This is a genomic window from Bradyrhizobium sp. CB82 (genome assembly GCF_029714405.1).
Classification (GTDB): Bacteria; Pseudomonadota; Alphaproteobacteria; order Rhizobiales; family Xanthobacteraceae; genus Bradyrhizobium.
This window is the reverse complement of sequence record NZ_CP121650.1, coordinates 6,799,444-6,811,273: the sequence shown is the minus strand read 5'-3', so window position 1 is coordinate 6,811,273 and position 11,830 is coordinate 6,799,444. Positions and strand designations below refer to the sequence as shown.

Here is an 11,830-nt window from a genome sequence, read left to right as displayed (position 1 = left end):
CCCGCATGTCACGCGTTCGGGCACTCGCCTTGCGGCAGCGCTCGTGCGCGCCCTCTCTCGGGCATCTTGCTCAATCTTTCTTTTTTTTTTGCCAGGCTACGAACGCAGTGAGCCTCTCGTTGAACTGATCCGTCTCCTGCTTTCTCTATTGATCCCCATCTGAGGCGCTCGATTTGCCCTCAGGTCGTTGGGGGACGGCAGTGCCAATCCATTCTCTTCAGTCAGAGGCGATCTCGCGTGGAGCACGCATGCTGCGCACCGCGCTTGGTTCCGCCATTGCGCGCTTCTTGGAAGATCCATCGATCGTTGAAGTAATGCTCAATCCCGACGGCCGGTTGTGGATCGACCGGCTGTCAAACGGCCTCATGGATACCGGCGAGAGCTTGTCCGCTTCTGACGGGGAGCGCATCGTCCGGTTGGTCGCCCATCATGTTGGCCACGAGGTCCACGCCGGCGCGCCGCGCGTGTCGGCCGAGTTGCCCGAGACGGGTGAACGCTTCGAAGGCTTGCTGCCGCCCGTGGTCGCTGCACCTGCATTCGCGATCCGCAAACCCGCGATTGCCGTGTTCTCGCTTGATGACTACGTCGCGGCCGGAATCATGGCCTCCGACCAGGCCAATGCGCTACGCGCTGCCGTCGCCACTCGCAAGAACATCCTGGTCGCCGGCGGCACCTCGACCGGCAAGACGACGTTGACAAACGCGCTGCTTGCGGAAGTCGCCAAGACTGCAGACCGCGTCGTTCTCATCGAAGATACCCGAGAGCTTCAGTGCAAGGCACCAAACCTCGTCGCCTTGCGTACGCGGGATAGTGTGATCTCGCTCTCCGATCTCGTGCGCTCGTCGCTACGGCTGCGGCCCGATCGAATTCCGATCGGCGAAGTCCGCGGGGCCGAAGCGCTCGACCTTCTCAAAGCCTGGGGCACGGGGCATCCCGGTGGTATCGGCACGATCCATGCCGGCACGGCGCTCGGCGCATTGCGTCGGCTCGAGCAGCTCATCCAGGAAGCGGTCGTTACCGTCCCGCGGGCGCTCGTTGCAGAGACCATTAACGTCATTGCCGTGCTGGTCGGCCGTGGCGCCGATCGCCGGCTTGCAGAACTCGCCCGTGTGACCGGGCTCGGACCTTCCGGCGATTACAGCCTCTTACCAATGGGAGACCAACCATGAATTCTGCATCGTCTTGCGCAAGGATCTTTCTTTCGGCTGGAGCATTCACCGGGTACTGGCTGCTTGCCGCCCCGGTGTGGGCCGCGGGCTCCAACATGCCGTGGGAGCAACCGCTCAATCAGATCCTGCAATCGGTCGAAGGCCCCGTCGCCAAGATCATCGCCGTCATCATCATTATTGTGACGGGCCTGTCGCTAGCCTTCGGCGACACATCGGGCGGTTTCCGGCGGCTGGTTCAGATCGTGTTCGGCCTGTCGATCGCCTTTGCCGCCTCGAGCTTCTTCCTGTCCTTCTTCTCATTTGGCGGCGGTGTGCTGATCTGATGGAAGGGCAGATCACAGGCTTTGTCGCGCCCGTGCATCGGGCCCTGACCGAACCGATCCTGATGGGCGGCGCACCGCGATCGGTCGCCATTCTCAACAGCACCTTGGCCGTGGCGCTTGGCCTCGGCCTGCGCTTTTGGCTGGCCGGTCTTCTCCTCTTGTTCGTCGGCCACATGGTCGCCGTCTGGGCCACCAAGCGCGACCCCGCCTTCGTCGAGGTCGTGCGCCGGCACGTCCGCATCCCCGGTCACCTCAGCTTGTGAGTCCTCCATGATGAACCTTGCCGAATACCGACGCTCGAGCACTCGCTTGGCAGACTTTCTGCCATGGGCGGCGCTCGTCGATGAAGGAATCGTCCTCAACAAGGACGGCTCGTTCCAGCGGACTGCAAAATTTCGGGGGCCGGATCTCGACAGCGCAGTACCGGCCGAACTCGTCGCAGTCGCTGGTCGTCTGAACAATGCGCTTCGCCGCCTTGGATCTGGATGGGCGGTCTTTGTCGAGGCACAGCGGCACTCCGCGGGCGCCTATCCGCAGAGCACGTTTGCAGACGTCGCATCTGCCCTGGTCGACGCGGAGCGCAGAGCCCAGTTCGAGGAAGTAGGCAGCCACTATGACTCGAGCTACTACCTGACGTTCCTCTACCTCCCGCCAGAGGAGGGTGCCGCAATGGCAGAGCGGCTTCTCTATGAGAATAGCAGCCGCACCGTCGACGCTGATGCACGGGAGGTCCTGAGTGGGTTTATCGACCGGACCAACCGCGTAATCCAGCTCATCGAAGGATTTATGCCGGAATGCGCCTGGCTCGATGATGAGGCGACGCTGACCTACCTGCACTCGACCGTTTCGACCAGGCGGCATCGGATACGCGTGCCAGAGATCCCCATGTATCTCGATGCGCTGCTCGCCGATCAGCCCCTGACCGGTGGTCTTGAGCCGACGCTGGGCGAAGCCCACGTGCGCGTTCTGACGGTCGTGGGATTCCCGACGGCGACCACGCCGGGAATCCTCGACGATCTCAACCGTCTTGCCTTTCCGTACCGCTGGTCGACCCGGGCGATCATGCTCGACAAAACGGATGCCACAAAGCTTCTCACCAAGATTCGTCGCCAATGGTTCGCGAAGCGGAAGTCGATCGGCGCGATCCTGAAGGAGGTGATGACCAACGAGGCGTCCAGCCTTCTCGACACGGATGCGCACAACAAGGCCATCGATGCCGACGCCGCGCTTCAGGAACTGGGGACGGATCAGATCGGCGAGGCTTTTGTCACCGCGACGGTCACCGTCTGGGATCGAGATGCCGGTGCCGCTGACGAAAAACTGCGTCTCGTCGAGAAGGTGATTCAGGGCCGTGACTTCACCTGCATGATCGAGACGGTGAACGCTGTCGAGGCGTGGCTCGGCAGCCTGCCGGGACACGTCTATGCCAATGTCCGCCAGCCTCTAATCTCGACCCTGAACCTGGCGCATATGATCCCGCTTTCGGCGGTATGGGCGGGAGAGGCGAGGGACCATCACTTCAAGGCGCCGTCTCTGTTCTTTGCCAAGACCGAGGGATCGACTCCGTTTCGGTTCTCCCTCCATGTCGGCGATGTCGGACACACGCTGGTTGTTGGTCCGACCGGCGCCGGCAAGTCGGTGCTCTTGGCGTTGATAGCCTTGCAGTTCCGCCGCTATTCCGACTCCCAGATCTTCGCCTTTGATTTCGGTGGATCGATCCGGGCGGCCGCAATCGCCATGGGCGGCGACTGGCATGATCTTGGCGGCGCAGTTGCAGGAGAGGTGTCCGAGTTTGTTTCGCTCCAGCCGCTCGCCAGCATTGACGATCCCACAGAACGAGCGTGGGCTGCCGAGTGGGTCGCCTCGATCCTGACCCGAGAACGGATCGAAGTCACAGCTGATGTCAAGGATCACGTCTGGTCGGCGCTGACGTCCTTGGCCTCAGCTCCGCTTCCGGAACGAACCCTCACCGGTCTTTCTGTGCTCTTGCAGTCCAATCCTTTGAAGCGGGCGCTCCAGCCCTATTGCCTGGGCGGTCCCTATGATCGGCTGCTCGATGCCGAAAGTGAACGACTGGGTGAGTCCTCGGTCCAGATCTTCGAGACCGACGGTTTGATCGGAACATCGGTCGCGCCGGCCGTCCTGTCATACCTGTTTCACCGGATCGAGGATCGCTTCGATGGCCGGCCCACCCTGCTCATCATCGATGAAGGTTGGCTCGCGCTCGATGATGCGGACTTTGCCGAAAAACTTCGCGAGTGGTTGAAGACACTGCGCAAGAAGAATGCTTCCGTGATCTTCGCAACCCAATCGCTGGCCGACATCGACGGCTCGGGAATTGCACCCGCCATCATCGAGAGCTGTCCGACCCGGATCCTGCTCCCCAACGATCGCGCCATCGAGCCACAGATCACGGCGATCTATCGCCGCTTTGGGCTGAATGACCGTCAGATCGAGATTCTCGCGCGCGCGATACCGAAGCGAGACTACTATTGCCAGTCGCGTCGCGGCAACCGCCTGTTTGAACTTGGCCTCGGTGAGATCGCCCTGGCGTTCACTGCTGCCTCCTCGAAAGCCGACCAGGCGCTGATCGAGAAGGTTCTGGTCGAAGAGGGCGGCGAGAACTTTGTGCCCGGTTGGCTGCAGGCGAGGGATATCGGCTGGGCTTGCGATCTCATCCCGCATCTCTCCAACTTGGAGGCCTCCTCATGAGTCTCCTCCGTCGTGTCGTGGCGGCAGGCGCCATCGTAGTCGCTCTTGCCGGCAACCCCAAGCCGGCGTCGGCGCAATGGATCGTATTCGATCCCAACAACTACGCGCAGAACGTGCTCACTGCCGCACGCGCCTTGCAGCAGATCAACAACCAGATTACGTCACTGCAAAATCAGGCGAAGATGCTGATCAACCAGGCGAAGAACCTGGCGACCCTACCGTTCTCGTCCTTGCTGCAGCTTGAGCAGTCGATCCAGCGTACTCAGCGGCTGCTCGGACAAGCTCAGCGCATTGCCTACGACATCCAGCAGATCGATCGAGCGTTCTCGACGACCTATGCGCCGGCGTCGTCAGGCGCGTCGGACCAGGCTCTCGTGGCCAATGCACAAGCACGCTGGCAGAACGCCCTCGCGGGCCTGCAGGACGCGATGCGGGTGCAGGCCACCGTTGTCGGCAATCTCGACACCAACCGAACCCAAATGTCGGCGCTCGTGATCGCGAGCCAAGGCGCGACTGGCGCACTCCAGGCAAATCAGGCTGGTAATCAACTCCTCGGATTGCAGGCCCAGCAGCTCGCCGATCTCACCGCCGTCGTCGCCGCACAGGGACGAGCTCAGAGCTTGGAATCCGCGCAGCGCGCCGTTGCACAAGATCAGGGCAGGGAGCAACTCCGCCGCTTCCTGACGTCAGGCCAAGGTTATCAACCCGCAACCGTGCAGATGTTTCACTGATGATGGACACATTTAAGCGCATTCGGCTCGGGGGAGCCGCACTGCTTCTTGCCGCAGCTGTCGGTGCCTGTGCAATCCAACTGCGCAGCGGCGACGATGAGGCCGCGGCTCCCGCATCGGCAAGCCAGGAAACCGATCCTCTCGCATCCAAGCTCGCGCAGTGCCGTACCGTCAACTACGAGCAGAGAGATGATTTCCTCGAATGTCGCAGGATCTGGGCTGAAAAGCGACGTCAATTCCTGAGCCAGAGGAAGGAGGCTGTGCGACAAGTCGGCGACGGCGCGTCGTCTAACGGCTCGATAGTGAAGGACGAAAGCCGCTTACCGTCTGGCTACCCCTCCGTGCCAACGCCCGGAGGAAACGAGCGATGAACAGCACCGGTGTCATCGACCAGTTCCTGGAAACCTTCACCCGCTACATCGACTCCGGGTTTGGGCTCCTTGGGGGTGAAGTCGCCTATCTCGCGACCACGCTCGCGGCGATCGACATCGTGCTTGCTGGGCTGTTCTGGTCCTGGGGTGGCGATGAGGACATCATCGCTCGCCTCGTCAAGAAGACCCTGTTCGTTGGCGTTTTTGCTTATCTCATTGGCAACTGGAATAGCCTCGCGCGGATCGTGTTCGAAAGCTTTGCGGGCCTCGGCCTGAAAGCCTCCGGCACGAGCCTTTCGTCCGCAGATTTCTTGCGTCCCGGCCGGATTGCGCAAGTTGGCCTCGACGCCGGACGGCCGATTCTCGAATCCATCTCCGGCCTGATGGGTTATGTCAGCTTCTTCGAGAATTTTGTCCAGATCGTCGTTCTGTTGTTCGCCTGGATCATCGTCCTACTCGCCTTTTTCATTCTGGCAATCCAGCTCTTCGTCACCCTGATCGAGTTCAAGCTGACGACGCTTGCGGGCTTCGTGCTGATTCCTTTCGGTCTGTTCGGGAAGACCGCTTTCGCTGCAGAGCGGGTGCTCGGCAACGTGATTTCGTCAGGCGTCAAGGTCCTGGTCTTGGCCGTCATCGTCGGCATCGGCTCGACGCTTTTTGCACAATTCACGGCGGGATTCGGTGGCAACCAACCGACCATTGAGAGCGCGATGGCGTTGGTGTTGGGAGCGCTCTCTCTGCTCGGTCTCGGCATCTTCGGGCCCGGCATCGCCAATGGCATCGTTTCTGGTGGACCACAACTCGGCGCCGGCAGCGCCGTTGGCACCGGCTTGGCGGCCGGCGGCGTGGTTGCAGCCGGGGCCGCGCTCGCTGCCGGTGGTGCCGCGCTGGCCGGAAGTGCCGTTGGCGGAGGCCGCGCCATCGCGGGCGCCACCTTGAGCGCTTTCCGTGCAGGAGGTTCGTCTGGCGCGACGGAAACCGGAACGTCGGTTCCAGCCAGCCCCCTGCACTCTGCTGCTGTCGAAGCCGGTGGATCGAACGGAAACACGGCTGGCGGCGCTTCCTCGTCGTCCGAGAGAGCGCCCGCCTGGGTTCGCCGTATGAAACGGACGCAGACTCTCAGTCATGGAGCCTCAAGCGCTACGCAGGCGGTCCGCGCAGGCGATCACGGCGGAGGAGGCGCATCCGTCGATCTCTCACAGGGCGAGAGCTAACTCCTGCGATCACCCAACTGCTGTTCCCATTCATCTCCTGAGGTCAAAGCATGTTCAAACGATCGGCCGTCCACTATGGCCGCGCGCCCGCACCGGTCACGCCCTATCAACGAGCAGCTCAGGTCTGGGATGACCGCATTGGCTCGGCACGCGTCCAGGCCAAAAACTGGCGTCTGATGGCATTCGGCTGTCTGTTCTTATCTGCGGGCTTCGCCGCTGCGCTTGTGTGGGAGTCTGCACGAGGCACCGTCACGCCTTGGGTGGTCGAGGTGGATCGTCTTGGCGAGGTGAAGGCCGTCGCACCCGCGGACTCTTCTTACCAGCCCGGTGACCCCCAGATCGCGTTTCACCTGACTCGATTCATTGAACATGTTCGCGGCCTTCCCATGGACGCGATCGTGCTGCGTCAGGATTGGCTCCGCGCCTACGACTTCACGACCGACCGCGGCGCTGCAGCCCTCAATGACTACGCACGCAACAATGATCCGTTTGCCAGGGTTGGGAAGACGCAGGTCGCCGTCGAGGTTTCCAGCGTCATCAGAGCCTCGCCCGACAGCTTCCGCTTAGCCTGGATCGAACGGCGCTACGAAAACGGACAGCTTGCTGCCACCGAGCGGTGGAGCGCGATCCTCACCATCGTCTTGGAGCCGCCCCGCGACATCGATCGGCTGCGCAAGAATCCCCTCGGCATCTACGTCAACGCCATCAATTGGTCGAAGGAGCTGGGATAGTCATGCCCACCACTTATCGGATATCAGTGACCTTGCGGCGCAGCGTGGCGTCGATCCTTCTTGTCTCGGTCTTCACGCTTGGTGGATGCACCGCTTTCAAGCCTCCGCAGATCAGCTACGACTCGGATATCTCGCCACTTCCAGATCCGCCTGCGGCGACCGACGATCGGCCGCGACCGTTCCACGTGCCGCCCTCCTGGAGCCCGGCGCACGGTGGTAAGCAGAAAGAAGCCAAGGAGCCGATCGAAAGGATTGAGAGCGCCAACGACGCGGCTCGGGTCCAGCCGCGCAAGGCGGCATATTTCAACGCGGTGCAGGTGTTCCCGTATAGCCCGGGCGCGCTCTACCAGATCTACGCAGCACCCGGGCAGATCACCGACATAGCACTCGAGCCGGGTGAGCAATTGATCGGCTCTGGTCCGGTCGCCGCCGGCGACACGGTACGTTGGGTCGTTGGTGACACCGAGAGCGGCAATGGGGATACGCGCCGCGTCCACATCATGGTCAAGCCGACCCGCCCGGACATCGCGACCAATCTTGTCGTCAACACCGATCGGCGCACCTACCTGCTCGAACTACGTTCCCGCGAAAAGCCGTACATGCCTTCGGTGACCTGGTTCTATCCCGAAGATCGCACGCGTGGCCGAGGCGTGCCGCCGACGCCATTCGTCCCTGATCCAACCCAGCGCCGCTATCGCTACACCATTGAGGGTGACAACCCGCCCTGGCGTCCGATCAACGCCTACGACGACGGACGCAAGGTTTACATCGAGTTCTCGCCAGGCATCGGACAAGGTGAGATGCCACCGCTCTTCGTTATCGGGCAAGACGGGAAGACCGAGCTTGTCAATTATCGCGCTTTCGGAAGCCTGCTGATCGTCGATCGGCTGTTCGCCGCCGCTGAATTGAGGCTAGGAGGTGAGAACCAGCAGAAGGTGCGCATCGTCAGAGCCGATGGGAGGTCGTCATGACCGATACAAGCGGCGGTCCGCCGGATCGGAATGCTGTGCCGCCACAGGCGAAGGGCGATGCTTCGAAAGCCTTCCAGTTGCGCGCTGAACGTCCAAGCGTGACGCGGATCTCGCGTAGGGTCCTGATCGGAGGCACGCTCTGGTTCTTGCCCTTATCTCGGGAGCCGTGTTTTTGGCGCTGCAATCCAGCAAGAAGCGCGCTCCTGCTTCGGAAGAGCTCTTCTCGACCGATCACCACAATGTAGCCGACCAGCTTGCCGGCCTGCCGAAGGACTACACGGCAATCCCACGGGATGTGCCGCCGCTTGGACCGCCTTTGCCCGGCGATTTGGGTCGGCCGATCGTCGCAGCGCAGACCCAGAACGGTCCATTGGCAGTTGACGCTGAACAACAGCGTGTCAATCAGGAGAGTGAAGCGGCTCGCACGAGCAAAGTGTTCGCCTCTACAAACGTCCGGATGCCGGCCGCGACGGCGCCGCCGAGCGAAGCTCCGGCGAACGGGACGATGTCGTCCGACGAAGCCCTCGCGCAAAATAGCCAGGACAGAAAACTTGCCTTCGTGAATGCGCCGGTCGATCGTCGTACGACGAGCCCCGATCGTCTGGTCAAACCAGCATCGCCGTTTGTGGTGCAAGCAGGGACAGTGATTCCAGGTGCGTTGCTGACAGGGATTCGCTCCGATCTCCCTGGCCAAATCACAGCGCAAGTTACCGAGGCGGTATACGATACTCCTACCGGGCGGACCCGGCTCATCCCGCAGGGGGCAAGGCTGATAGGTACTTACGATAGCCAAGTTGCTTTTGGACAGTCGCGTGTGCTTCTGGTTTGGACCAGGTTGATCATGCCAAACGGCCGGTCCATCGTGTTGGAGCGGCAGCCAGGAGCCGATGCCGCGGGGTATTCTGGCCTTGAGGATCAGGTCGACAACCGCTGGAAGGAGTTGTTGGGCGCGGCTGCACTCTCAACTTTACTGGCTGTCGGAACCGAGGTGAATTCAGGCAGCGACGTCAACAACACAAACGGCGCACTCATCCAGGCGCTACGGCGTGGGGCAGGCGACTCCGCAAATCAAGTCGGGCAACAGCTTGTGCGGCGCAACCTCAATATTCAGCCAACACTGACCATTCGGCCAGGGTTTCCAGTGAGGGTAATTGTCAACCGGGATCTCGTTCTCGAACCGTATAGAGGCTAGAAGCATGACTAAACTCAAAATTGGAATTCTCGCTGACGATAGACCGGTTAAGGTTACGCACGAGCTGCCGGCAAGTGTTCATCGGGACCTTGTCGCTTATGCCGATGCGTTGGCCCGGGAAAGCGGACAATCGATCAGCGATTCAGCGAAACTGATCGCTCCCATGTTGGCGCGCTTTATGGCGACGGATCGGGCTTTTGCGAAGCGTCGCCGCAGCATATCAAGTGACCGGACAGCGTGAGAGGTAGCGCTCCGAAAGTAGCCTTTGAAAAGTTTCCAATGCGGGGTTTCCGTTGTCATGCTGCCAATAGGCAGAATAGCTCAATGCGCTCGGCGGACCTCCCGATATACCAGGCTCGAAAAGTTTGCGCCCTCGTCGCACAAGTCGGTCCAGTAAACTATTTCTTGTGTCGCCAGACGGTGTTTGGCGGGCAGGACAGCGAACACGCGCTGATTCCAAAGGGCCTTCGCGTTGGTATTTAGCGACGTGATGCGTCCCGTTTTGATCAAACTCAAACTGCATCAAAGTGAGTCAGAGCCAAATTTGAACGCCGATCGACACCGGGAGGAGGATGGTTTCATCAAGAATGCCAGCCGCAAGATGTGATCGGCCCACGATGAGTGCTTCCCGCCATTGGTCCAAGGTCTTCAGGCCGGCACTTTTCTTGGCCAGTCCCTCATCACCCGCATGGGCTGCTGGCGCGGCGGGATTCCTGGTTACGGGCTCCGGCGGCAGCTCATCGAGGAGAATGGAGCTGTAAGGCAGACGCCCCAATACGGACAACAAAAGTATCTTCCGGACCGATCGGATAAAGATCTTCGGGGACCAGACAGCGCCATTGGGCTGCAATGCATGGGTCATCGCGGGATCTCTTGTTTGCGCGCGCCGATGCCGGGGCGGAGCGACTTCGGCATGAACTCGAGCAGCAAGCGTCATTGGCACAAGCCGTTTGCAGCGGCCGCTTCACTCCGAGCACAGCGGCAACCGCGCATCAAACCCCCGCCACGACTGCAGACCTCGATCCATTCGATCGACGCCGCTCGGCGCATATGTGGACGGTCCCCGACTTGCAAGGATTGGCTCTGGCAGCACGCTCGCTCGGATCGCTTGCGCTCATATGTCCGGCCTGTTTTCGGGTCTTGCGACCACCGGCCAAGATGGGCTTCGCGGACAGTGAGATCCAAACACGAGAGCGGCATTTTCTGCCGGTAAACCGAGCGGAGTATTTCACTGACCGGCTCGCGCCGAACTACTACCTCTTCCTATCCTGCAAGTTCCGCCCCCGCGTCAAACCTGCCGGTCTGGCGCCAAGCTCTGCATTTCGTTCAGCTACTATCTTATGTCGGCATCGGCATGACGCTGCTTGCAGGTCGGTACCGCTTACCGCTAACCATCAGTTTCCAGGCGATCCGCGCCAGCTTATTTGCCAGCGCTATGGCCACCAACTTCGGCGGCTTGCGTGCGATGATATCTTTCAGCCAAGGCCACGAGCGACTTTCCCGTCGGCGCATATCCGCGATCACAGCCGTTGCGCCAGCCACCAAAACGGTTCGCAACATGCCATCGCCGGCGCGCGTGATCACGCCGAGCCGGTTCTTTCCGGCCCTTGAATGATTCTTGGCGTCAGTCCAAGCCAGGCGGCAAAGTGTCTTGCCGACTTGAACCGGCGTGCATCCACGACCTTGATTGACAGTAGCGTCGCGCCGATCGGACCAACACCCGGAATAGCCGCCAACCGTCGGCTCATCTCGTTACTCCGGTGGAGTTGCATGAGCTTCTTGTCGAGCTTGGCGATCTGATCATCGACGCGCGTCAGCTCTATTGCCAAAGATTCCACCAACTCATTCGCCAGGTCAGGCACTGTTGCGTCAGCCCGAATGTCGATCAGCAATTGCTGAAGCCGGGAAAGACCCTTGGACGCGGTGAAGCCGAATTCCGCGGCGTAGCCGCGGATCGAATTGGCGAGCTGGGTCCGCCTGCCGATGAACTGGTTGCGCACGCGCGCCAGCATCTGTGCGCCCTGCTGCTCGGTGCTTTTGATAGGCACAAAGTTCTTGCGCAGTTTCAGCCGGCTTGCGGCCTCGCAAATCGCCTCGGCGTCCGCAGCGTCAGATTTCCCCCGCTGCACATACGGCTTGACATATTGCGGCGGGATCATCGCCACCTCATGACCGAGCGATTGCAGCTCTCGCGCCCAATAGTGCGATGCCGCGCAAGCCTCCATCGCGACAAACGCAGGCGGCAAACGCCTGAAGAACTCCAGAACTTGGCCGCGCCTCAACTTGCGCCGCAAAACCGGCTGCTCCATCCCGTCAACGCTATGCAACTGAAACACACTCTTTGGCGTATCCAAACCGATGCGAACAATCGTTTCCACGGGGCTCCTTCGTTTGAGGTCAGCGACAACCTCAGTCT

The 11,830-nt window shown here is 61.1% G+C and carries 11 protein-coding genes and 2 pseudogenes; 11 read left to right on the top strand and 2 right to left on the bottom strand.

Annotated elements, in window-relative coordinates:
- Nucleotides 1–248: 248 nt before the first annotated feature.
- The 11 genes and pseudogenes from trbB to QA640_RS33040 all read left to right on the top strand — a co-directional run bounded on the left by trbB (nt 249) and on the right by QA640_RS33040 (nt 9,655).
- Nucleotides 249–1,169, top strand: a complete 921-nt coding sequence (gene trbB / locus QA640_RS33090) for a P-type conjugative transfer ATPase TrbB (RefSeq protein ID WP_283037010.1) — start codon at nt 249–251, stop codon at nt 1,167–1,169.
- Entirely contained in the window at nt 1,166–1,492 is a 327-nt protein-coding gene (locus QA640_RS33085; RefSeq protein WP_283037009.1) for a TrbC/VirB2 family protein, read from the top strand. The genes trbB and QA640_RS33085 overlap by 4 nt, the downstream gene beginning before the upstream one ends.
- On the top strand, nt 1,492–1,755 hold the full coding sequence (locus tag QA640_RS33080; RefSeq protein WP_283037008.1) for a VirB3 family type IV secretion system protein: 264 nt from the start codon (nt 1,492–1,494) through the stop codon (nt 1,753–1,755). Before QA640_RS33085 ends, QA640_RS33080 begins: the two co-directional genes overlap by 1 nt.
- A 7-nt stretch (nt 1,756–1,762) precedes the next feature.
- Complete coding sequence (trbE, locus tag QA640_RS33075; protein WP_283037007.1) at nt 1,763–4,204, top strand: conjugal transfer protein TrbE; 2,442 nt, start codon at nt 1,763–1,765, stop codon at nt 4,202–4,204.
- A complete protein-coding gene (gene trbJ, locus QA640_RS33070; protein ID WP_283037006.1) occupies nt 4,201–4,935 on the top strand; it encodes a P-type conjugative transfer protein TrbJ in 735 nt (244 codons plus the stop codon). Before trbE ends, trbJ begins: the two co-directional genes overlap by 4 nt.
- A complete protein-coding gene (trbK-alt, locus tag QA640_RS33065) occupies nt 4,935–5,306 on the top strand; it encodes a putative entry exclusion protein TrbK-alt (RefSeq protein WP_349253649.1) in 372 nt (123 codons plus the stop codon). The genes trbJ and trbK-alt overlap by 1 nt, the downstream gene beginning before the upstream one ends.
- Nucleotides 5,303–6,520: a P-type conjugative transfer protein TrbL gene (gene trbL, locus QA640_RS33060; protein WP_283037004.1), complete on the top strand. Its 1,218-nt coding sequence runs from the start codon at nt 5,303–5,305 to the stop codon at nt 6,518–6,520. Before trbK-alt ends, trbL begins: the two co-directional genes overlap by 4 nt.
- A gap of 50 nt (nt 6,521–6,570) precedes the next feature.
- Nucleotides 6,571–7,251 (top strand): conjugal transfer protein TrbF, encoded by a 681-nt coding sequence (gene trbF, locus QA640_RS33055; RefSeq protein ID WP_283037003.1) that lies wholly within the window; start codon nt 6,571–6,573, stop codon nt 7,249–7,251.
- 2 nt (nt 7,252–7,253) lie between these two features.
- Nucleotides 7,254–8,222: a P-type conjugative transfer protein TrbG gene (gene trbG / locus QA640_RS33050; protein ID WP_283037002.1), complete on the top strand. Its 969-nt coding sequence runs from the start codon at nt 7,254–7,256 to the stop codon at nt 8,220–8,222.
- Nucleotides 8,219–9,414 (top strand): annotated as a pseudogene (locus QA640_RS33045) (TrbI/VirB10 family protein). The gene trbG and the pseudogene QA640_RS33045 overlap by 4 nt, the downstream one beginning before the upstream one ends.
- A gap of 4 nt (nt 9,415–9,418) precedes the next feature.
- Nucleotides 9,419–9,655 carry a DUF2274 domain-containing protein gene (locus QA640_RS33040; protein WP_283037001.1) on the top strand — a complete coding sequence of 79 codons (237 nt, stop codon included), beginning with the start codon at nt 9,419–9,421 and terminating at the stop codon, nt 9,653–9,655.
- Between the two features lie 291 nt (nt 9,656–9,946).
- On the opposite strand, the gene QA640_RS33035 is transcribed toward QA640_RS33040, so the two are convergent.
- Nucleotides 9,947–10,276, bottom strand: coding sequence for a hypothetical protein (locus QA640_RS33035; RefSeq protein ID WP_283037000.1), 330 nt, complete (start codon nt 10,274–10,276; stop codon nt 9,947–9,949).
- Nucleotides 10,277–10,752: 476 nt separating this feature from the next.
- Nucleotides 10,753–11,792 (bottom strand): annotated as a pseudogene (locus QA640_RS33030) (IS110 family transposase).
- Nucleotides 11,793–11,830: the final 38 nt, after the last annotated feature.